Origin of the sequence: Arthrobacter sp. UYCu512 (assembly GCF_040547075.1) — a bacterium.
Classification (GTDB): domain Bacteria; phylum Actinomycetota; class Actinomycetes; order Actinomycetales; family Micrococcaceae; genus Arthrobacter.
The window spans coordinates 40559-61347 of the sequence record NZ_JBEPPA010000018.1; the positions used below are offsets into that span (position 1 = coordinate 40559).

The 20789-nt window shown below is 66.7% G+C and carries 23 protein-coding genes; 17 read left to right on the top strand and 6 right to left on the bottom strand.

What is annotated here, in order from left to right; genetic code table 11:
• Positions 1-13: 13 nt before the first annotated feature.
• The 17 genes from ABIB49_RS16540 (at position 14) to ABIB49_RS16620 (ending at position 13641) form a co-directional block, all read left to right on the top strand.
• Positions 14-1096 carry an amidohydrolase family protein gene (locus ABIB49_RS16540; RefSeq protein WP_354157381.1) on the top strand — a complete coding sequence of 361 codons (1083 nt, stop codon included), beginning with the start codon at positions 14-16 and terminating at the stop codon, positions 1094-1096.
• Positions 1097-1198: 102 nt separating this feature from the next.
• Positions 1199-2074, top strand: coding sequence for a VOC family protein (locus ABIB49_RS16545; protein ID WP_226773363.1), 876 nt, complete (start codon positions 1199-1201; stop codon positions 2072-2074).
• A gap of 226 nt (positions 2075-2300) precedes the next feature.
• On the top strand, positions 2301-2738 hold the full coding sequence (locus tag ABIB49_RS16550) for a hypothetical protein (RefSeq protein WP_283479441.1): 438 nt from the start codon (positions 2301-2303) through the stop codon (positions 2736-2738).
• Between the two features lie 206 nt (positions 2739-2944).
• Positions 2945-3367, top strand: coding sequence for a 30S ribosomal protein S16 (gene rpsP, locus ABIB49_RS16555; RefSeq protein WP_104175432.1), 423 nt, complete (start codon positions 2945-2947; stop codon positions 3365-3367).
• A gap of 1 nt (position 3368) precedes the next feature.
• A complete protein-coding gene (locus tag ABIB49_RS16560) occupies positions 3369-3611 on the top strand; it encodes an RNA-binding protein (protein ID WP_253032537.1) in 243 nt (80 codons plus the stop codon).
• 111 nt (positions 3612-3722) lie between these two features.
• A complete protein-coding gene (gene rimM, locus ABIB49_RS16565; RefSeq protein WP_354157382.1) occupies positions 3723-4358 on the top strand; it encodes a ribosome maturation factor RimM in 636 nt (211 codons plus the stop codon).
• Positions 4359-5168 carry a tRNA (guanosine(37)-N1)-methyltransferase TrmD gene (gene trmD, locus ABIB49_RS16570; protein WP_226773359.1) on the top strand — a complete coding sequence of 270 codons (810 nt, stop codon included), beginning with the start codon at positions 4359-4361 and terminating at the stop codon, positions 5166-5168.
• A 230-nt stretch (positions 5169-5398) separates the two neighbouring features.
• On the top strand, positions 5399-5758 hold the full coding sequence (gene rplS, locus ABIB49_RS16575) for a 50S ribosomal protein L19 (protein WP_226773358.1): 360 nt from the start codon (positions 5399-5401) through the stop codon (positions 5756-5758).
• A gap of 101 nt (positions 5759-5859) precedes the next feature.
• Positions 5860-6540, top strand: a complete 681-nt coding sequence (gene lepB, locus ABIB49_RS16580) for a signal peptidase I (protein ID WP_282360317.1) — start codon at positions 5860-5862, stop codon at positions 6538-6540.
• The gene (lepB, locus tag ABIB49_RS16585; protein ID WP_354157383.1) at positions 6541-7383 is read left to right on the top strand and encodes a signal peptidase I; all 843 of its coding nucleotides are present in this window, start codon (positions 6541-6543) and stop codon (positions 7381-7383) included.
• Positions 7384-7394: 11 nt separating this feature from the next.
• Positions 7395-8060, top strand: a complete 666-nt coding sequence (gene rnhB / locus ABIB49_RS16590; protein ID WP_354157384.1) for a ribonuclease HII — start codon at positions 7395-7397, stop codon at positions 8058-8060.
• 127 nt (positions 8061-8187) lie between these two features.
• Positions 8188-8514 (top strand): DUF2469 domain-containing protein, encoded by a 327-nt coding sequence (locus ABIB49_RS16595; RefSeq protein WP_226773354.1) that lies wholly within the window; start codon positions 8188-8190, stop codon positions 8512-8514.
• 136 nt (positions 8515-8650) lie between these two features.
• On the top strand, positions 8651-9007 hold the full coding sequence (locus tag ABIB49_RS16600; protein WP_282360314.1) for a YraN family protein: 357 nt from the start codon (positions 8651-8653) through the stop codon (positions 9005-9007).
• Entirely contained in the window at positions 9008-10555 is a 1548-nt protein-coding gene (locus tag ABIB49_RS16605; RefSeq protein ID WP_282360313.1) for a YifB family Mg chelatase-like AAA ATPase, read from the top strand.
• Positions 10556-10622: 67 nt separating this feature from the next.
• A complete protein-coding gene (gene dprA / locus ABIB49_RS16610) occupies positions 10623-11813 on the top strand; it encodes a DNA-processing protein DprA (RefSeq protein ID WP_283479446.1) in 1191 nt (396 codons plus the stop codon).
• A gap of 99 nt (positions 11814-11912) precedes the next feature.
• Positions 11913-12839 (top strand): tyrosine recombinase XerC, encoded by a 927-nt coding sequence (locus ABIB49_RS16615; RefSeq protein ID WP_282360311.1) that lies wholly within the window; start codon positions 11913-11915, stop codon positions 12837-12839.
• A gap of 298 nt (positions 12840-13137) precedes the next feature.
• Positions 13138-13641, top strand: coding sequence for a DUF3145 domain-containing protein (locus tag ABIB49_RS16620; RefSeq protein WP_056426723.1), 504 nt, complete (start codon positions 13138-13140; stop codon positions 13639-13641).
• Between the two features lie 123 nt (positions 13642-13764).
• On the opposite strand, the gene fabF is transcribed toward ABIB49_RS16620, so the two are convergent.
• From fabF to ABIB49_RS16650, 6 genes are all read right to left on the bottom strand, one after another.
• Positions 13765-15000: a beta-ketoacyl-ACP synthase II gene (fabF, locus tag ABIB49_RS16625; RefSeq protein WP_282360310.1), complete on the bottom strand. Its 1236-nt coding sequence runs from the start codon at positions 14998-15000 to the stop codon at positions 13765-13767.
• 155 nt (positions 15001-15155) lie between these two features.
• Positions 15156-15401, bottom strand: coding sequence for an acyl carrier protein (locus ABIB49_RS16630; protein WP_354157385.1), 246 nt, complete (start codon positions 15399-15401; stop codon positions 15156-15158).
• 129 nt (positions 15402-15530) lie between these two features.
• Entirely contained in the window at positions 15531-16592 is a 1062-nt protein-coding gene (locus ABIB49_RS16635; protein WP_354157386.1) for a beta-ketoacyl-ACP synthase III, read from the bottom strand.
• Positions 16589-17518 carry an ACP S-malonyltransferase gene (locus ABIB49_RS16640; RefSeq protein ID WP_282360308.1) on the bottom strand — a complete coding sequence of 310 codons (930 nt, stop codon included), beginning with the start codon at positions 17516-17518 and terminating at the stop codon, positions 16589-16591. The genes ABIB49_RS16635 and ABIB49_RS16640 overlap by 4 nt, the downstream gene beginning before the upstream one ends.
• An 87-nt stretch (positions 17519-17605) precedes the next feature.
• Positions 17606-18850, bottom strand: a complete 1245-nt coding sequence (locus ABIB49_RS16645; protein WP_282360306.1) for a PucR family transcriptional regulator — start codon at positions 18848-18850, stop codon at positions 17606-17608.
• 181 nt (positions 18851-19031) lie between these two features.
• Positions 19032-20789 (bottom strand): transketolase-like TK C-terminal-containing protein (locus ABIB49_RS16650; RefSeq protein ID WP_502913824.1); only part of this gene is annotated, 1758 nt, incomplete at its 5' end.

Here is a 20789-nt window from a genome sequence, read left to right on the forward strand (position 1 = left end):
TAGGCTTGATCCCATGACCCGCATCATCGAGTTCACCGGACCCATCCTTACCGGCCCCGACCGGGAACGCCGGGGCCTCTGGTCGGTCGACGGCCTGCTGACCTTTGACCGTCCCGCACTCGCCCCGGACCTCGTTCTCGACGGCTGGGTCATCCCCGGGCTGGTTGACGCGCACTGCCACATCGGACTGGGTCCGGGCGGGGACGTGCCGGCGCAGCTGGCGGAGGAACAGGCCAGGACCGACCGTGACGCCGGCACCCTGCTGGTCCGCGACGCCGGAGCCGTCCACGACACCCGCTGGCTCCAACACCGGACGGAGCTACCGCGCATCATCCGTTCCGGCCGGCACATCGCCAGGACCCGGAGGTACCTCCGTGGCTTCGCCGTCGAGGTGGAGCCCCCGGAGCTGGTGGAAGCCGTGCGCAAGCAGGCGCGCGCCGGCGACGGCTGGGTCAAGCTGGTGGGGGACTGGATCAACCGCGACGACGGCGACCTCGCCCCCTCGTTTCCCGCGGCGGTGCTCAAGGACGCCGTCTGGGCCGCCCACGATGAAGGCGCCCGGGTCACGGCCCATTGCTTCGCCGAAAGCACCCTGGATGACATGCTGGACGCCGGAATCGACTGCATCGAACACGCCACGGGCCTGCTGCCGCGGCATCTTCCGAGATTCGTCGAACAGGGTGTGCCGATCGTCCCCACGCTCATTAACATCGCCACCTTCCCCGACATCGCCGCACAGGCCGAGGCGAAGTTTCCCCGGTACGCGGAGCATATGCGCGCCTTATGGGAGCGCCGGGCAGAACGTGTCCTTGAGGCCTTCGAAGCCGGCGTAGCCATCTATGCCGGGACGGACGCCGGAAGCGTTATTAAACATGGGCGCATCGTTGATGAAATCCAGGCGCTGCACGCAGCCGGGCTGCCGGCCCTTGCGGCGCTCGACGCCGGCGCATGGGCCGCCCGGGACTGGCTGGGCGCGCCCGGTATCACCGACGGCGCCAGCGCCGACGTCCTGGTCTGCACAGAGGATCCACGCGGCAACCTGGCCGCACTGCAGGAGCTGAGGCACATCGTGCTGCGCGGCGAACCGGTCCGTTAGGGATAAACCCGGCTCACTTGGAATAAGTTGAAGCTTCAAGTACTTTAGATATATATCTAGGTCATCGAGCGTCGGTGGCCCTCAAAGCACCGGAGTGATCACATGACCGCAGAAGCCAGCACCCAGGATCTCCTTCCGGCCGCCCTGACGATGGGCGCCGTGATGCTCAAGGTTGGCGACCTGAAGCTTATGACCGACTACTACCAGCGCGCCCTCGGCCTGGACATCGTGGCCGAGCAGGACGGCGGCCTCTACCTCGGGCGCCGGCAGAAGCCGCTGGTCCACCTCGCGCCGGCGCCCGGACTGAGGGCCGCGTCCCGCGGCGAGGCCGGCCTCTTCCACACCGCGTTGTTGTTCGAGGACCAGCAGTCCCTCGCCGCCACCGTCGCCAGCGCCGCGCAGTACCAGCCGCAGTCCTTCAGCGGCAGCGCCGACCATCTGGTCAGCGAAGCCTTCTACTTCACGGATCCCGAGGGCAACGGGATCGAGCTGTACTGGGACCGCCCACGTGACGCCTGGTCCTGGGACGGCAAAAACGTGATGATGGACAGCCTGGCCCTCCCGCCACAGCGCTACCTGGAAGAGTTCCTCACCGAGGAGTCCGTGGCCGGGCAGCGCGAGGCCAGCGCCGGCGTTGGGCATGTCCACCTGCAGGTCGGCGACGTCCGGTCCGCCGAGGATTTTTATGTCGGCACCCTCGGATTCGAAAAAACGCTGGCCATGCACGGCCAAGCACTGTTCGTCTCGGCCGGCGGCTACCACCACCACATGGCCATGAACGTCTGGAACAGCCGGGGCGCCGGACCCCGCCGGGACACCCTGGGGCTCGGCGAGGTGCTGATCGAAGTACCGGCCGGAGACGACGTCGGGGCCCTCGCGGACCGCCTCAAGGCCGCAGGGGTCCAGTCCCACCACACCGGGGCTGAACTGCGCTTCGAGGACCCGTGGCGGAACCGGATCCGCGTCGCCGTGCGCTGAGCGCGGAAGCGGGCTGGGCAAGGCTCTGGACATGTCCACTGGTGGCCGGCAGGGGAGTTGGACATGTCCACTGGTCGCGGCCGGAAGTGGGCATAGCGGGGATATGTCCAGTGGCTGCGGGCGGCGGAGGGCATGTCCATCCCGGGCGCGGCTGCAGTGAAGCGGTTAGGCTGAAGAGACGCCAGCAATGCGGCCCGGCGCCGCCAGACAACTAAGGACGAGCTCCATGGGATTCACCGAAGTCTTTGTCTCCACCCACGATGAAGCCCTCAAACGTGCAGCCGCACTCGACGGCGGGGCTGCAGCCATTCCCGCGGCGGTGCGGATCGCCGAGATTACCGACTTTGAAATAGAGCGCCTCGGCGACCTGGCAGGAACCGCCGTCCACGCAGCCGGCGCCGACTACGAGCTGGCCATGGTGGACGTCGCCAGCGATTCCCTGCTCGGGGTCCCGCCGGCGATGGTCCGCGCGCTGGCGGAACTGCTCAGCTATGAGACCGAAGGTGAAGGCGAAATCCTCGACGACGTCGCCGAAAGCTGGGCGGCCGAGGAGGACATGCCCTTTGGTGCGGAGCAAGCCGTCCGCTATGTCCGCCAGCTCGCCGACCTTGCCGCCGCCGTCGACCCCGCCAGCAAGTCCGGGCTCTACGTCTGGACGTCCTGACGCGCCGGATGTCCTTTGGCCGGACCGGTTGCGGGTGTCAAGTCGAAATCCCCGCGCTGATCTGGCACAATGGACAGGTACTTGATCTGCGTGGCCCCTCTCTCCGCGTCCGGATCTTGTCCTTTTAGAACCCCCTAGTATGGCCCGCCCCACGGGTGCAGAACGCCGGGCTCGACCCCGTTTCAGAAACAGGAGTGACCACAAAAGTGGCCGTAAAGATTCGCCTTAAGCGCTTTGGCAAGATGCGCGCACCGTACTACCGTATCGTCGTCATGGACGCACGCTCCAAGCGTGACGGCCGTGCCATCGAAGAGATCGGCAAGTACCACCCGACCGAAGAGCCCTCGTACATCGAGGTCGACACGGACCGTGCCCAGTACTGGCTCGGCGTCGGCGCACAGCCGTCCGAGCAGGTCGCCGCGATCCTCAAGATCACCGGTGACTGGCAGAAGTTCAAGGGTCTCCCGGGCCAGGAGGGCACCTTGAAGACCAAGGCTCCCAAGGCTGCCTTCGTTACCCCGGAAAAGGGTTCCGTGATTATCCCGGAAGCCATCACCAAGAAGGCCAAGAAGGACGACGCAGCCGAGGCCCCCGCCGACGCAGCAGCAGAGACCACCGAGGCTGAGTAAATTGCTGGCAGAAGCGCTCGAACACCTCGTCCGCGGGATCGTTGACAGTCCTGAGGATGTCAAGGTCAGTGCGAAGAACAACCGCCGCGGGGACACCCTCGAAGTGCGCGTTCATCAGGACGACCTCGGACGGGTGATCGGCCGCCAGGGCCGCACCGCACGCGCCTTGCGCACTGTGGTGGCGGCGCTGACGGACGGCGAACCGGTCAGGGTCGACGTCGTCGATACCGACCGCCGCCGGTAACGCTTTCAGCAGCATTTGTCTTGAGTCCGGCCCCTTCACCAGATAATGGTGGAGGGGCCGGACTGTTTTCCCCCTAGATCCACATCCCCATTTACCCGAACAGAGGAACAGATGCAGCTTCAGGTGGCACGAATCGGCAAGCCCCACGGCATCCGCGGCGAAGTGACTGTCCAGGTGCTCACCGATGCGCCCGGCGACCGCTTCGTCCCCGGGACCCAGTTTGTGGTGGAGCCGGCCACAACAGGGACGCTCACCGTCCTCAGTGCCCGCTGGAACAAGGACATTTTGCTGCTGGCGTTCGAAGAAATCGAGACCCGCAATGAGGCGGAGACCCTCCGCGGCGCCAAACTCTTTGTTGAAACCGAAGAACTCGACGATGATGACGATGATGAAGGCTGGTACGAGCACGAACTCGAAGGCCTGGAGGTGCGCGTCGGGGACGCGGTGGTCGGCAAGGTCTCCGGTCTCCGGACCCTTCCGGTCCAGGACCTGCTCGTAGTCACCGCTGCCGACGGCACCGAAGTGCTGATCCCGTTTGTGGAGCAGATTGTCCCCGAGGTCAATGTCGGGGAAGGCTACGTCCTGGTCACCCCGCCGCCGGGACTCTTTGAGGTCAATGCCGAGGACGAGGCCAAGACCGGCGACACGCCGGCGTCCGCCCCCGCGTCGACCAATGCTGCCGGGTCCGCCACCGCCCCCGCGTCTTCCGCTGCCGCCGGGTCCGACGACGCAGGAGACGTAGCCTAAATGAGGATCGACGTCGTCAGCATCTTCCCCGAGTACCTGGCACCGTTGGAACTGTCCTTGATTGGCAAGGCCCGCCAGGACGGGCTGCTGGAGCTCAACGTCCACGACCTCCGCGGGTTCACCACGGACCGGCACCGAACCGTTGACGACACCCCGTACGGCGGCGGAGCCGGCATGGTCATGAAGCCCGAACCTTGGGCCCAGGCCTTGGCCGCCGTCGCTGCGGACCGGCCGGTCGGCGCAGCGAAGCCGGTCCTGATCGTGCCATCGCCGGCGGGGGAGCGGTTCAGCCAGGCCACGGCCCACAAGCTGGCGGAGGAAGACCGGCTGGTGTTCGCCTGCGGACGCTACGAGGGCATCGACGAGCGCGTGATGGAATGGGCCGCCGAACACTTCGCCGTACGCCCCATGAGCCTGGGCGACTACGTGCTCAACGGCGGCGAAGTGGCGGTACTGGCGATGGTGGAGGCCATCGGACGCCTGTTGCCCGGCGTCGTCGGCAACCCCGAATCCCTCGTCGAGGAATCGCACTCGGACGGGCTGCTCGAGTACCCCGTCTACACCAAGCCCGCCAGCTGGCGGGATCGTGAGGTTCCGGCGGTGCTGCTCAGCGGCAACCACGGCAAGATCGCCCAGTGGCGCCGGCACGAACAGTACCGGCGTACCGCCGAACGCCGTCCGGACCTGCTTGCGGAGTTCGACGCCGGCAAGCTGCCGCGCGCGGACCGTACCGCTTTCGCGGACCTCGGATACAACGTCGTCGACGGCCGCCTGCTGCGCCGCGCCGACGCCGGCGGCCAATCCGATTAACCGGATTGGCTGGATGGCCCCGGGTGTGGCAAAATTAGTCCTTGTGCCTGCTGGGTTGCGAACCTGCCACAGGGGGAGCGTCACCAACAGCGCGGCACCCCGGCTCCGTCAATTCCTGACAGGGCCGGAGCGACACTTTTTCGGCGGGAATTTCCGGGCCGCTCTTGCGCCCGGGCTTGGCCGCCGTGACCTAACGTGAAGGACCTGTGGCGTTCACCAGGAGTGAATCAATGCATATCCTCGATTCCGTAGACGCAGCCTCGCTGCGCACCGATGTTCCGACGTTCCGCGCGGGTGACACCCTCAAGGTTCACGTGAACATCATCGAAGGCAAGAACTCCCGTGTCCAGGTATTCCAGGGCTTTGTCCTGGGCCGCCACGGCGACGGTCTCCGCGAAACCTTCACCGTCCGCAAGGTCTCCTTCGGCGTCGGTGTGGAGCGTACCTTCCCGGTGCACTCCCCGATCATCGACAAGATCGAGCTCGTCTCCAAGGGCGACGTGCGCCGCGCCAAGCTGTACTACATGCGCAACCTGCGTGGCAAGGCCGCGAAGATCAAGGAAAAGCGCGACTTCCAGCCCGCAAAGTAAGTCCTTCTGGACTACTAGTGGTCCACCGACCGTGTCCGGCCAGCGCCGGAACATCCTTGACAGCGCTGTTTGCGTCATAAATGCGCTGGAGGATACGGATCATGGAACACACACAACGCCAGCCCAGGAAACTCGGCTGGCGTTTTGTGTTGCTGGCCGTGTTGCTGGCCGTGCTCATCAGCGGCCTGGTCCGCTCGGTCTGGCTCGACGTCTACTACATCCCCTCCGCGTCGATGGAGCCGCTCCTGCGCGAGGGGGACAGGATCCTGGTGTCCCGAACGGACTTCCGGGCCGAGCCGGTGGGCCGCGGCGACGTCGTTGTCTTCGACGGCCGCGGCTCTTTCGCCCCGCTCAACAGCGGCAACGGCCCGGTGCTGGACTTTCTCAGCGGCGTGGGGCACTGGGTCGGCGTGTCAGGTGCAGATGAAAGCTACGTCAAACGCGTCATCGGCCTTCCCGGTGACCACGTGGTCTGCTGTGACGCCGGCGGCCACCTCACAGTGAACGGCCAGCAAGTTGCGGAACCCTATCTGTACGGGGGGGACGCCCCAAGCGAACTGAAATTCTCCGTGCTCGTTCCGCCCGGCCGCCTCTGGCTGATGGGGGACCACCGCTCCCTGTCCGCCGATTCCCGCAGCCTTCTGGGCGCCCCAGGCGGGGGCATGGTGCCGCTGGAGCGCGTGATTGGCAGGCCGGTTCAGATCATTTGGCCGCTTGATAGATTTGCAGCAGTAGCTCGGCCGTCCGCGGCCACCACCACGACAGCGAAGAACGGACAGTAGATGCCCGAGACCGGACCCCGGAATCCCGATCCGCAGGGCCAGGACGAGCCCTGGGTTTCCTCGGCAATCCCAGCCAGGGAGCACGCTGCGGATCTTCCGGCCGCGGGCGGACCCGCCCATGCGGGTCGCGCGTCGAAGCGTGCCCGCAAGGCGAAAGCCCAGGAGCGGCACAGTCCGCTGTTCCTTTGGGTGAAGGAAGTGGCCACCGTGGTGCTCGTCGCCATTGTGCTCTCCTTCCTGATCAAGACCTTCCTCTTCCGGGCCTTCTACATTCCGTCCGAGTCAATGGTCAACACCCTGGACGTCAACGACCGCATCTTTGTGAACCTTCTGGTCCCGGAACCGTTCGCCCTGGAGCGCGGCGACGTCGTGGTGTTCAAGGACACCCAGGGCTGGCTGGTTCCTGCGGCACAGAAGGCGGCTGGTCCGTTCAGCTGGGCGCAGGACGGCCTGACATTCATCGGTCTGCTGCCGGACAACTCGGAGCAGCACCTGGTGAAGCGCGTGGTGGGGCTTCCGGGCGACCACGTGGTCTGCTGCGACGCCGGGGGCCGGCTGATGGTTAACGGCGCGCCGCTGGACGAGTCCTACATCAACCCCGCCGAGGTGCCCCAGGCCCGCGACTTCGATGTTGTGGTTCCCGACGGCAAGGTTTGGGTCATGGGCGATAACAGGAATCATTCCGCCGACTCGCGCGCCCACCCGGACAGCAACGGAGGCTTCGTCAACATCGCCGACATCGAAGGACGGGCGGCCGTCATTGCGTGGCCGCTGAACCGCATCGGCGGCCTCGACAACTACCCCGACGTGTTCCGCGACGTACCCGCGCCGGCCGGAAAGTAGCGGCAGCAGCGATGTCCCAAGCCCCCACCCTCGACTACGAGCGCCGCTTCCGAAATGCGGGCGCCCGACTCGTCGCGGGCGTTGACGAGGTGGGCCGCGGTGCCCTCGCCGGACCCGTCAGTGTGGGAATCACTGTGGTGGACCTCGAGCGGCAGGTGCTGCTCGCCGACGTTAGGGACAGCAAGCTGCTCAAGGTGGCGGACCGTGAGCGGCTGGTGCCGCTGGTCCGGAGCTGGAGTGTGGCCAACGCCGTTGGGCACGCCACAGCGAAAGAGATCGACGACGTCGGCATCGTCGCGGCGCTGCGGCTCGCCGGCACCCGTGCCTGGCTCGCCGTCCTCGCCGCCGGGGTCACCCCTGACGTTGTGCTGCTGGACGGCAGCCACAACTGGCTCTCGCCGGTGGCCCAGCCATCCCTGTTCGAGGACGGCCCGGTGGAACCGGGCTGCGACGCGCCGGTGCACACACTGGTCAAGGCGGACATGCAGTGCCTGAGTGTCGCGGCCGCATCCATCCTGGCCAAAGTCGAACGCGACGGCATCATGCGCGGGCTGCACAGCGAATACCCGGCCTTCGGCTGGGACGTCAACAAGGGCTACGGCACGGCCATACACAAGGATGCGCTCCGAGTCGCAGGGCCCACGCCGTACCACCGGGTGAGCTGGCAGCTGCTCTAGTCACCGCCCCGGCGCCGGTTATCAAACTTGCCGCCGGGGCGACTGCGGGACCGCCGGGGAGGGGCCGGGGCCCGCCGCGGGACGGACCGTGGCGCGCGGGCCACGCCGGATGGTGCAAGATGGAACCATGAGTGCCGAGGACCTTGAAAACTATGAAACCGACATGGAGCTGCAGCTTTACCGCGAATACCGCGACGTTGTCGGCCTGTTCAGCTATGTGGTCGAGACCGAACGGCGCTTCTATTTGGCCAACCATGTTGACCTGCAGGCCCGCAGTGCCGACGGCGAGGTCTATTTCGACCTGACGCTCCAGGACGCCTGGGTCTGGGACGTGTACCGCTCCGCCCGCTTCGTCAAGAGCGTCCGCGTAATTACCTTCAAGGACGTCAACGTCGAAGAGCTCCCGCGCAACGAGGAGCTCGGCCTTCCCAAGGTCGGCGACCTGGGGAACTGACCCGGTTTACCGGCGATGACCGCGGTACTGCCGGGGCGGCAGCGCACTCCTCTGGCCAACGCTTTCGCCGCCGTGGTTTTCCACATAGCGTCCTGACGCCCTAGGCTGCCCCGCGCCGCCGCCGCACGCTGGTTACATGAGAGCTAAAGACGTGCTGGGCCGGCGGGGCGAGGAGTTCGCGGCCGGATACCTGGAAGCCCGCGGCATGCGGATCCTGGACCGCAACTGGCGGTGTTCCGAGGGCGAAGTAGACATTGTTGCCCTCGACGGCGACACCTTGGTCATCGCAGAGGTGAAGACTCGCAGCTCCCTGGACTATGGGCATCCTTTCGAAGCCGTCGGCGTGGACAAACTGGCCCGGCTGCACCGCCTCGCTTCCGCGTGGTGCCGCGACCACAGCCGGCGGGCACCGCTGCGCCGACTGGATGTGATTGCCGTCCTCGACGACGGCATCGGCGAGCCCACTATCGAACACCTCAAAGGGGTGGGGTAGGTGGCTCTCGGGCGGAGCTACTCCGTGGCGCTTGTGGGGCTCAACGGCTACATCGTTGAAGTCGAAGCCGACATCGGCCAGACCCTCCCGGCGTTCATCATTTTGGGTCTGCCCGACGCGTCCCTGAACGAAGCGAAGGAACGGATCCGCAGCGCCGCCCAGAACTCGGGCATTCCGCTGAGCCGGCGGAAAATCACGGCCAACCTCATCCCGGCGTCGTTGCCAAAACGCGGCTCCGGCTTCGACCTAGCCATCGCCATGGCGGTCCTGCTGGCTTCCAATGATGTGCGTTCCACCGGCCGGACAGTGTTCATCGCGGAACTGGGGCTGGATGGCCGGCTGCGGCCCGTCCGCGGGGTTCTTCCCGCCGTGATGGCTGCGGTGCGGGCAGGCTACTGCGACATTGTTGTGGCGCGGGCAAACGCCGCCGAAGCTGAACTCGTGCCCGGCGCGCGGGTGCATGGTTACGCCACCCTGGCCCGGCTGGCCTTCGATTTCGGTGCTGATCCGCAGGATTTGGCCCTCGACTTCGAGCCCGATCCCGGGACCGGCGAACCTCGGGCCGAAGCAGAGGGGCCGAGCCTCACACCACCGGATATGTGCGACGTTTCCGGCCAGGCGGATGCCCGCAGGGCCCTGGAAGTCGCCGCCGCCGGCGCTCACCATCTGCTTTTGACCGGCCCGCCGGGAGCCGGGAAAACGATGCTGGCCGAGCGGCTTCCCGGCCTCCTGCCGGACCTTGGTGACGCCGAGGCAATGGAAGTCACTGCCATCCATTCGCTCTGCTCACTGGCCTCGTCCTCCCTGCAACTGGTGCGCAGGCCGCCGTATGAGAACCCCCACCACACCGCCACCTCAGCGGCCATAATAGGCGGTGGCTCCGGGCTCCCACGGCCCGGGGCCGCTTCCCGGGCGCACCGAGGTGTGCTGTTCCTCGATGAGGCGCCGGAATACGAGCGCCGGGTCCTGGATGCGCTCCGGCAGCCGCTGGAGAGCGGCGAACTCGTACTGCACCGCTCGGCTGGGACAGCGGCGTACCCTGCCCGCTTCCAGCTTGTTCTCGCGGCTAATCCGTGTCCCTGCGGCAAGGCCACAGGCAAAGGAATTGACTGCATTTGTACCCCGACGATGCGCCGGCGGTATCTGGCCCGGATGTCCGGGCCACTGCTGGACAGGGTCGACATCCAGCTGCAGGTGGAGCGGGTGTCGTTGGCCGATTTTGGCCAGCCCGGGGTGGAGGAGGATACCGCCACCATTGCGTCCCGTGTCCGGGCTGCCCGGACACGGCAGCTTCAGCGGCTGCTGCCGTTCGGCTTGGAGACTAACGCCCAAGTGCCCGGTCGTGTACTCCGGGGCGCCCTCCGCCTCAGTGCTCCCGCAACCCGGATCCTGGACCATGCCCTGGAGCGCGGGATGCTGACCGCCCGCGGTTACGACCGGGTGTTGCGCCTGGCCTGGACCGTGGCGGATCTGGCCGACCACGACATCCCGGCAGCAGACGACATCGGGCTGGCACTCAGCCTCCGGCAGGCAACCCCTGCTGCCTGAGCGCCCCTGCCTGCCGGCACGGTCAAGCGGCAGCCCCTATCCAGCCATCGTGTAAAAGGACGCCACCATGACAGAGAATGAACGGACCGCCCGGGCGGCGTTGTCGCGGCTTTTTGAGCCGCAGGACTGCACCGGCCTGGCTCTGGTGCGCATCGCCGGCGCTGCGGATGCGCTAAGAATTGCTACCGGTGAGATTCACGCCGGCACGGAACTGGAACGTGACATATTTCTCCTCCTGGAGGAGACCGGGTCCGCCGGCGGCTGGACGGGGCTGGCGACGGCCCGGAAGCGCTGGGCACCTCGAGTCCAGGACCTGGCCCCCGAACGCGACCTTGCCACCATCCTGAGGCTTGGCGGGCGCCTGGTCATCCCCTCCGACGAACTATGGCCCCGCCAGTTGGCAGACCTCGGACTGCAGGAGCCGATCTGTCTGTGGTGGCGAGGAAATGAACAGGAGCTGCCGCCGCCTGCCACATCCGTTGCACTGGTTGGCTCGAGGGACAGCACCTCCTACGGCGCCTCCGTAACAGGCGATCTCGCGTATTCACTGGCGCAGCGGGGGTTCACGATTATCTCGGGCGGCGCCTACGGGATCGATGCACACGCCCACCGAGCCGCCCTCGCCGGCGGAACCGACGGCGGCCTGCCTACCATCGCCGTGATGGCAGGGGGAGTGGACCGCTTCTATCCCGCCGGAAATGAGGACCTGCTGCGGACCGTCGCGAACCAGGGGGCAGTCCTGGCCGAGGTTCCGCCCGGTTCTGCCCCGACGCGGTACAGATTCCTGCAACGGAACCGGCTGATCGCCGCGCTGGCCTCGGTCACGGTTGTGGTGGAGGCCCGGTGGAGGTCGGGCGCGCTGAACACGGCACACCACGCGGAAGCGTTGGGCCGGGCAGTCGGGGCAGTTCCCGGCTCGGTGCACAGCGCCAACTCCGCAGGGTGCCATCGGCTGCTCCGGGAAGGCGGTGCAGTCTGCGTCACTGACGCGGGAGAGATTGCGGAGCTTGCCTCTCCCAGCGGCGAATCGTTGCCAGAGGACAAGACCGGCCACGCAGCAGTCCAGGATGGGCTGACTCTGGAGGACCTGATCCTGCTCGACGCGCTGCCGCTGCGAACCACAACCTCGGTGGACAAGCTCACCACCGTCGCGGGACTCAGCCTCGATTCCGTCCGCGCGGGCCTGGGCCGGCTCGGGCTCCTGGGACTGGCCGAAGCGCACCGCGGCGGCTGGAAGCGGTCCGGGAAGGCCGGGTGAGGGTCCGGGGACATGGCCGGGAGTGCCACGGAGGGCAGCCGACCAACGGCTCGCCGTCGGGCTCCCTGACCACCGGGCGATTACTGCGAGAGTAGGGGAGTGTCCACTCAGCAGATCCCGGCCGTACTGGCCACCGCCGGCCAGCGCTTCGGCCGTTACCTGGAGGCCGAACGCGGGCGATCTCCCCATACGGTGCGCGCCTACCTCTCCGACGTCGGTTCTCTTCTGGAGTATGCCGCCTCTGAAGGAGTGGAGGAGCTGCGAGGATTGGAGCTTGGCACTTTGCGGCGCTGGCTCGGAGCCCAAAGCGAAGCGGGCATCTCCCGTGCCACCTTGGCCCGCCGGTCCGCCACGGCCCGCGCCTTCACCGCCTGGGCTGTCCGGGAAGAACTCATCGTCGCTGACCCCGCGCTGCGGCTGAAGGCGCCCAAACGGGAGAAGTCGCTGCCCGGGGTGCTGCACCAGCAGCAGGTCCTTCGGCTGGTTGGAAATGCGGAATCAGCGGCAGCCGAGGGCGGACCCGTACCGCTGCGCAACCGGGCCATGGTTGAGCTGCTCTACGCCACCGGCATCCGGGTCGGTGAGTTGGCAGGCCTGGACGTGGACGACCTCGATCCCGACCGCAGGACCTTGCGGGTACTCGGCAAAGGCAACAAGGAACGGACAGTGCCGTACGGGCTTCCCGCTGCGCTCGCCGTCGACGACTGGCTCCGCCGCGGCCGTCGCGTCCTAGCCACTGACGCCTCCGGTCCCGCGCTGTTCCTGGGGGCGCGCGGTAAACGGGTCGACCAGCGGCAGGTCCGCAGCGTGGTCCACGACCTCTTGGAAGCTCTGGGGGACACCGCAGCCACCGGACCGCACGCCCTCCGGCACTCTGCCGCCACGCACCTGCTCGACGGCGGGGCCGACCTCCGCGCCGTGCAGGAAATTCTGGGACACAGCAGCCTGGCCACCACCCAGATCTACACCCATGTCTCCGTCGAGCGGCTTCGGCAGAGCTATCAGCAGGCCCATCCGCGCGCCTGATCCCGCCGCCGCGCGTCGGCCCGGCTAGCGGGACCGGTCCCTGAGGTTACGCTGCGCGGCGCGCCGGGAAAGACGCGCCGCGGTGCACTGGCGTAATGCGGTAGCGTGCGGCAGAATGAGACTCACGCCCGGCAACTTTCAAGTGCCGCTTGAAGCTCTTAGCCTCCAGCAGCACCAGGAACCGGGCCCTAATTTAATAGTCTGGCGAGGACCATCCGCAGCGCGGAACCGAGCAAGGGACACACACATCCAGGCAGAGGTCGTTGGGGAAGACGTACCTACAGCTATGGAGGATGGAATGTCTGTTGCACTAACCCGCGGTGTGTTGTTTGTTCACTCTGCCCCAACTGCCCTGTGCCCCCACGTTGAGTGGGCCATAGGTTCCGTTGTGGACAAGCGGACGGATCTTGAGTGGACTGCTCAGCCAGCAGCGCCCGGAATGTTCCGGGCTGAACTTTCGTGGACCGGAAACCCGGGCACGGGGGCGCAATTGGCGTCAGCTCTTCGAGGCTGGGCGCACCTGCGCTACGAAGTCACCGAAGAACCCAGCCAAGGCGTTGATGGCGGCCGCTGGTCACACACACCCGAACTTGGCATCTTCCACGCCGTCACCGACGTGCACGGAAACATCATGGTCTCCGAAGACCGAATCCGCTACGCCTACGAATCCGGTGCCGGCGACCCTTCTGCGGTTTACCATGAGCTCTCCCTGGCCCTCGGCGAAGCCTGGGACGAAGAACTCGAACCCTTCCGGCATGCCGCCGAAGGTGCACCGGTACGCTGGCTGCACCAAGTCGGCTAAGACCCGCCAGCCAGGAGTCACCGCACCACATCCCCATAGCTCCGCCGAGATGACAGATGGCGGCAACGTTCACTAAGAACATTGCCGCCATCTGTCATTTCGGCGTAGTGCGGGCAGTTGGAGCTAGACGCTCCGCACCGCGATCACGGCGTTGTGGCCGCCGAAGCCAAAGGAGTTGCTCAGTGCCGCAATGCTGCCGGAGGGCAGGTCGCGGGCTGTTGTAACTACGTCGAGGGGGATTTCCGGGTCCTGGTTCTCCAGGTTGATGGTGACCGGGGCTTTGCGGTCATACACGGCCATCACGGTCAGCACGGCTTCCACCGCACCGGAGGCGCCCAGCAGGTGCCCCATCTGCGACTTGGTGGCCGAGACCGCGACACTGTCCAACTGCTGGCCCAAAGCCGCCTTCAGGGCCGCGTACTCGGGCTTATCGCCGACCGGAGTGGAGGTGGCGTGCGCGTTCACGTGAACCACGTCCTCGGGCTGGATACGCCCGTCGAACATTGCAGCTTTCAGCGCGCGGGTGGCGCCGAGGCCCTGGGGGTCCGGGGCGGTGATGTGGTAAGCGTCTGCGGTGACCGAGGTGCCCGCGAGTTCTGCGTAGATGCGGGCACCTCGGGCCAGCGCGTGTTCCTCGGCTTCGAGCACGAGGGCGCCGGCGCCCTCGCCCATCACAAAGCCGTCGCGGTCACGGTCGTAGGGGCGTGAGGCGTGCTCGGGATCGTCGTTGCGGCGCGAGAGGGCCTGCATGGAGGCAAATGCGGCAATCGGCATCGGGTGGATGGCGGCTTCGGCGCCACCGCACACAACGACGTCAGCCTTGCCGGAACGGATCAGGTCAAGGCCCATGTGAACAGCTTCGGTGCCGGAGGCACACGCGGAGACCGGAGTGTGGGCGCCGGCGCGGGCACCCAAGTCAAGGCTGACGGCGGCGGCCGGGCCGTTGGGCATCAACATCGGCACGGTCATGGGCAGTACGCGGCGGGGGCCCTTTTCGCGCAGGGTGTCCCAGGCGTCCAAGAGGGTCCAGACGCCGCCAATGCCGGTGGCGAATGCCACGGCCAGGCGGTCGTGGTCGATTTCGGTGATGCCGGAGTCGGCCCACGCTTCGCGGGCGGCGACAACAGCGAACTGCGTGGACGGGTCCATGCGCTTGGCCTCGACCCGGCTCAGGACCTCCGTGGCGGGGGTGGAGGCGCGGGCGGCGAAGTGGACGGGCAGCTCATACTTGGCCACCCAGTCGTCCTCGAGCGTATGCGCGCCGGAGACGCCCTTCAGCGCGTTCTTCCACATCGTGGGGACATCGCCGCCAATGGGTGTGGTGGCACCCAGACCGGTAATGACTACTTTGCGTGCCATGGGATCACTCTCTGTCGGTGCGCCTGCCGTGTCCGGGACTTGGGTAAGGCTGCCGGGGCCTGCGTTGCGAAAAACGTTGGGGGGTGGAGCGGGTGGTGGTGCACATGGCGCGGTCCGGGGGTGCACTTGCGCCCCCGGACCGGCCGGGGCCGGAACTAGGCCTGTGCGTTCGCGATGAAGCTGACGGCGTCGCCGACGGTCTTGAGGTTCTTGACTTCTTCGTCCGGGATGCGCACGCCGAACTTCTCTTCGGCGTTGACGACGATCGTCATCATCGAGATGGAGTCGATGTCCAGGTCCTCGGTGAAGGACTTGTCCATTTCGACAGCCTCAGGGGCGAGGCCGGTCTCTTCGTTGACGATTTCAGCCAGGCCGGCCAGGATCTCTTCGTTGCTAGCCATGATGGCTCCTTTTCTTGTTATTGCCGTGGGCTGCCGTTGTGCCGGCAGCTTCGGGCGGGAATGACTCAAACCGAGGGTTCGGCTTGTTGCGGGATGTGAAGACGGGGGAATGTGGCGGAACCCGGGGGCTCAGGGAAGCACGATGACTTGGGCACCGAAGACCAGTCCGGCACCGAAGCCGATCTGCAGTGCCAGGCCGCCGCTGAGCTGCGGGTTTTCCTGCAGCAGCCGATGGGTGGCCAGGGGGATGGACGCTGCGGAAGTGTTGCCGGCGTCGGCGATGTCCCGGGCGATGATGACCGTCCCGGGAAGCTTCAGTTTTTTGGCCATCTCGTCGATGATCCGCATGTTCGCCTGGTGCGGAATGAAGGCCGCGAGATCGTCGGCGGTGATGCCGGCGGCGTCCAGCGCCTGCTGCGCGACTTTGGCCATCTCCCAGACTGCCCAACGGAACACCGTCTGGCCGTCCTGGCGGAGCGTCGGCCAAAGCGCCGGATCCGCGACGGCGGCTTCCCCGGTACCGGGAGCACCGCCCTCCGCTCCCGCCGAGGCCGGACCGCGGAGATCCAGCATGGAACCGGTCATGCCGATTGCGTCCCACTTGCTGCCGTCCGAGCCCCAAACCGACGGGCCGATGCCCGGGGTCTCGGACGGGCCGATCACGACGGCGCCGGCGCCGTCGCCGAGCAGGAAGGAGATGGTTCGCTCGGTGTTGTCGATGACGTCAGAGAGCTTTTCCGCGCCGACCACAAGGACGTAGTCGGCAGCGCCGGACCGCACCAGCGCATCGGCTTGGGCGATGCCGTAGCAGTAGCCGGCGCACGCGGCGGAGATATCGAAGGCGGGGGCCGGTGTGGCACCCAGACGGTCTGCGAGGCTCGCCGCAGCGGACGGGGTGGCATAGGGGTGCGTCACGGTGGAGACGATGACGGCGCCAAGCTGGGAGGCCTCAATGCCGGCCTTCTGCAGGGCTTCTCGGGAAGCGCCCTCAGCCATGTCAATCACGCTGATGTCAGCGGAGGCGCGGTGCCGGGTGATGATGCCGGTCCGCTGGCGGATCCACTCATCGGAGGAATCGATCCACTGGCAGACGTCCTCGTTGGTGACGATCACGTCGGGACGGTAGGCTCCGACTCCCATAACGCGGGTGTTCTCGTGCAGCGGGGCCTGCTTTAATGTGGGCACACTCATGCCTGTCCTTCCAGTTCTGCGAATAGGGCCAGGGCGGCGGAGAGGTCGTCCGGGGTCTTGACGGTCACGGTCTTCACACCCGGCATACCCCGCTTGGCGAGTCCGGCGAGTGTTCCGGCCGGAGCCAGTTCAATCACGCCGGTCACGCCGCGCTTCACGAGTGTTTCCATGCAGAGGTCCCAGCGGACCGGGCGGGAAACCTGTGCGATCAGGCTTTCGACGGCGGCGGCACCATCGGTGATTTCCGCGCCGTCGAAGTTGGACAGCAGCGGCACCTGCGGGTTCCGCGGGTGCAGCGCGGGGCGAAGGGCCCGCAGCGCCGCGACGGCGGGGGACATGTGCGAGGTGTGGAATGCGCCGGCCACCTTCAACTGGATCACCCGGGCCTTGGCCGGCGGGTTCTCCGCGAGGGCCTTGAGCTGGTCCAGGGTGCCGGCCGCGACGGTCTGGCCGGCGCCGTTGACGTTGGCGGCCGTGGCGCCGCAGGCCTCGATCGCGGCCAGGACCTCGGCCGGGTCGCCGCCCACCACCGCGCTCATGCCGGTGGGGGTTGCCGCGGCGGCAGCTGCCATGCTGTTGGCGCGTTCCCGGACAAACGTCATGGCTTCGGTCTCCGTGAGCACACCAGCCAGGGCGGAGGCAGTGATTTCGCCGACAGAGTGGCCGGCAAGGATAACCGGGAGGGTGGCCAGCTCGACGTCGAACAGCGACTGGGCCGCCACCAACCCGGCGGCGACGATCAACGGCTGGGCAACAGCCGTATCCTTGATGGTCTCCTCGTCCGACGTGGTGCCGTGGGCGGTGAGGTCGATCCCCGCGATCTCGCTGAGCGAGGCCAGATGGCCTGCGACGGGCGGCAGTTCCAGCCAAGGGGCCAGAAAACCGGGGGTCTGGGAGCCCTGTCCAGGGCAGACGATTGCAAGCACGTATCCAGCTTTCCAAACTACGGCGTGATTATCGGTGTATTCGTGCACCAAGCTCACAGGGTCACTTTGTAGGAAGTCTACAACTGCTCAGGGGCTGTTGCGCGACGGCTGACGTTCGACGGCTGGCTTCGGCGGGGTCGCCAGCCGGCCAACGACCAGAGCCGTCTGGAGCACAAAAGCCTCCCGGGGCAGCAACGGATCCCAGCCGGTGACGTCACAGACGCGCTTGAGCCGGTAACGCACGGTGTTGGCATGGACGAAGAGTTCACGGGCCGTGGCCTCGAGCGAATGCCCAAGCTCGAGGTAGGTCCCGAGGGTCTCGACGAGGCCGTTGGACGCCGCGATCAGGGGACGGTAGATGTTCTTGACGAGGGAGCGGCGCGCCGCGTCGTCGCCGGAGATGACTCTTTCCGGCAGGAGGTCATCTGCAGCAACCGGGCGCGGCGCGGCTGGCCAGGCACGGGCGGCGGTCAGCCCCGCGAAGGCGGACTGCGCCGAGCTGCTGGCCTCCAGCAGGGAGCCGGCTTCGGCGCCGTAAACGACCGGCCCGGGCGCGAAGAGTTCAGCCAGCTTCAGGTACGCGGTCTCCCGGTCGTGGACCCCGCCAAGGATCAGGATAAGACGGTCGCCCTGGATTCCGACAAGGGCGTCTTCGGCGAAACGCCCGGCCGTGCGGCGCAGTTCGCTGACATAGCTGGCATTGGGTTCGGACGGAGTGTTGCCCACCATAACTGTGAAGCGCTCCTGCGCTTTCCAGCCCAAGGCGGCAATCCGGGACCGCAGGGCGTCGGTGTTTTCACCGCGCAGGATGGCGTCCACAATGAGTGCTTCCAGCCGGGTATCCCACGAGCCGCGGGATTCGGCGGCCCGCGCGTAGACATCCGCTGCGGCGAACGCGACCTCGCGGGAGTACCGCAGGACCGCCTCGCGCAGCGCTCCCTGGTCCGCTTCCGGTGCGATCACCGGCACTTGGTCCTCCACCACTTCCACCACAATCCGGATCAGCTGCAGGGCTTTTTGCAGGCTGATGGAGCGGGTGAGCTCGGTCGGCGCGGTGCCGAAAACGTCGGAGAGAATCCACGACGGCGAGCTGGGACGTTCGAACCAGGTGACGAACGCGGCAATGCCGTTTTGCGCCACCATGCCCAGTGCCGAACGTTCGTCCGAGTTCAGCCGGCTGTACCAGGGCAAGGACTTCTCCAGCTGGCGCAGTGTCGTGGTGGAGAGCTGGCCTACACTGGCCCGAAGTTTCTTGAGCGTCTCAACCTTCTCCGGAGACATCGCCCTTGAGGCAGGCTTGCGTTTTGCGGCAGTGGTGATCGGCTCGGACATGCATCGAGCATACGGGGCCTGCCGCCCAAGCTCCATTTGTGCAAAGGCTACAACGGCCTTTGTGCTGGATCACAGTATTGTCCGCCGCCGGGGGTGTCCGGGTTCCCGGGCGTTAGGCATTAACGACGACGGCGGTCCCGCCTTCCGGTGGGGACCGCCGTCGTTCCGTGCTGAGCTGACTCTAGGAGTCGCCGCCCGCGTTGCCGGTGGTGCCGGCATTGACGTTGTGCAGGCGGTATTTTTCGATTGCCTGGGCGGGTGCTTGGGCGTCTACTTCGCCGCGGCGGGCGAGCATCTGCAGGGAACGGACGACCACTGAGTGGATGTCGTTTTTGAAGAAGCGTCGTGCTGCGGCGCGGGTGTCGGAGAAGCCGAAGCCGTCCGCGCCGAGGGAGGCGAACTCGTTCGGGATGAACTGGCGGATCTGGTCGGGCACGGCTTTCATGTAGTCGGTCACGGCGACGATCGGTCCGGTAGCGCCGGCGAGTTGTTCGGTGACGAACGGGACGCGTGCGGGCTTGCCGGGGTTCAGGAACGCTTCTTCCTCAGCGGCCATGGCATCGCGGCGCAGTTCGGTCCAGGACGTCACGGACCAGACGTCGGCGGAGACGCCCCAGTCCTCGGCGAGGACTTTCTGGGCTTCCAGGGCCCACGGGACGGACACGCCGGAGGCGAGGATCTGCGTGCGCGGGCCATCGATCTTGGCCGGCGCGAGCAGGTAGATGCCCTTGATGATGCCCTCGACGTCCAGTTCCGCCGGTGCTGCCGGTTGGGAGATCGGCTCGTTGTAAACGGTGATGTAGTACATCACGTTCCGTGACGGATCGTTATCCGCCGGCCCCGGACCGTACATCCGGTTCAGGCCATCGCGGATGATCACGCCGATCTCGTACCCGTAGGCCGGGTCGTAGGTCATCACGGCCGGGTTGGTCGCGGCCAGGACCGGGGAGTGGCCATCGGCGTGCTGCAGGCCTTCACCGGTCAGGGTGGTGCGGCCGGCGGTGGCGCCGATGATGAACCCGCGGGTCATCTGGTCCGCGGCGGCCCAGAACGAATCCCCGGTCCGCTGGAAACCGAACATCGAGTAGAACACGTAGATCGGGATCAGCGGCTCCCCGTGGGTGGCGTAGGAGGTGCCCGCGGCGGTGAACGCCGCGACGGAACCGGCCTCGTTGATGCCGGCGTGCACGATCTGCCCGGAGATGGACTCCTTGTACGCCAGGACCAGTTCACGGTCCACGGAGAGGTAGTTCTGCCCGTTCGGGTTGTAGATCTTCGCGGTCGGGAAGAACGCGTCCATCCCGAAGGTCCGGGCCTCGTCCGGGATGATCGGAACGATCCGGGCACCGAACTCCTTGTCCCGCATCAGGTCCTTCAGGAGCCGGACGAAGGCCATGGTCGTGGCCGCCAGCTGCTTGCCGGAGCCGCGGTTGGCGACTTCGTAGACCTTCTCCTGCGGCAGGGTGACCTCGGTGTGCTTGGAGCGGCGTTCGGGAACGAAGCCGCCGAGCGCGGCCCGGCGTTCCATCAGGTACTTGATCTCCGGGGAGTCCATGCCGGGGTGGTAGTACGGGGGCCGGTAGAGATCCCCTTCGAGCTGGTCATCCGTGATCGGGATACGCAGGTGGTCCCGGAAAGCCTTCAGGTCCGCGAGGGTGAGCTTCTTCATCTGGTGCGTGGCGTTGCGGCCCTCGAAGTGGGTACCCAGGCCGTAACCCTTGACCGTGTGGGCCAGGATAACGGTGGGTTTGCCCTTGAACTCGGTCGCGGCCTTGTACGCGGCGTAGACCTTGTTGTAGTCGTGGCCGCCGCGCTTGAGGTTCCAGATCTGGTCATCGGTGAGATCCTGGACCATTTCCTTGGTCTGCGGAGTCTGGCCGAAGAAGTGTTCCCGGACAAACGCACCGGACTCGGCCTTGTACGTCTGGTAGTCGCCGTC

Excerpts from the sequence above, each read along its gene's own strand:
- ABIB49_RS16540 (WP_354157381.1), top strand. The coding sequence starts at position 14 with ATGACCCGCATCATCGAGTTCACCGGACCCATCCTTACCGGCCCCGAC.
- ABIB49_RS16545 (WP_226773363.1), top strand. The coding sequence starts at position 1,199 with ATGACCGCAGAAGCCAGCACCCAGGATCTCCTTCCGGCCGCCCTGACG.
- ABIB49_RS16550 (WP_283479441.1), top strand. The coding sequence starts at position 2,301 with ATGGGATTCACCGAAGTCTTTGTCTCCACCCACGATGAAGCCCTCAAA.
- rimM (WP_354157382.1), top strand. The coding sequence starts at position 3,723 with ATGCAGCTTCAGGTGGCACGAATCGGCAAGCCCCACGGCATCCGCGGC.
- trmD (WP_226773359.1), top strand. The coding sequence starts at position 4,359 with ATGAGGATCGACGTCGTCAGCATCTTCCCCGAGTACCTGGCACCGTTG.
- rplS (WP_226773358.1), top strand. The coding sequence starts at position 5,399 with ATGCATATCCTCGATTCCGTAGACGCAGCCTCGCTGCGCACCGATGTT.
- lepB (WP_282360317.1), top strand. The coding sequence starts at position 5,860 with ATGGAACACACACAACGCCAGCCCAGGAAACTCGGCTGGCGTTTTGTG.
- lepB (WP_354157383.1), top strand. The coding sequence starts at position 6,541 with ATGCCCGAGACCGGACCCCGGAATCCCGATCCGCAGGGCCAGGACGAG.
- rnhB (WP_354157384.1), top strand. The coding sequence starts at position 7,395 with ATGTCCCAAGCCCCCACCCTCGACTACGAGCGCCGCTTCCGAAATGCG.
- ABIB49_RS16595 (WP_226773354.1), top strand. The coding sequence starts at position 8,188 with ATGAGTGCCGAGGACCTTGAAAACTATGAAACCGACATGGAGCTGCAG.
- ABIB49_RS16600 (WP_282360314.1), top strand. The coding sequence starts at position 8,651 with ATGAGAGCTAAAGACGTGCTGGGCCGGCGGGGCGAGGAGTTCGCGGCC.
- dprA (WP_283479446.1), top strand. The coding sequence starts at position 10,623 with ATGACAGAGAATGAACGGACCGCCCGGGCGGCGTTGTCGCGGCTTTTT.
- ABIB49_RS16620 (WP_056426723.1), top strand. The coding sequence starts at position 13,138 with ATGTCTGTTGCACTAACCCGCGGTGTGTTGTTTGTTCACTCTGCCCCA.
- fabF (WP_282360310.1), bottom strand. The coding sequence starts at position 15,000 with ATGGCACGCAAAGTAGTCATTACCGGTCTGGGTGCCACCACACCCATT.
- ABIB49_RS16630 (WP_354157385.1), bottom strand. The coding sequence starts at position 15,401 with ATGGCTAGCAACGAAGAGATCCTGGCCGGCCTGGCTGAAATCGTCAAC.
- ABIB49_RS16635 (WP_354157386.1), bottom strand. The coding sequence starts at position 16,592 with ATGAGTGTGCCCACATTAAAGCAGGCCCCGCTGCACGAGAACACCCGC.
- ABIB49_RS16645 (WP_282360306.1), bottom strand. The coding sequence starts at position 18,850 with ATGTCCGAGCCGATCACCACTGCCGCAAAACGCAAGCCTGCCTCAAGG.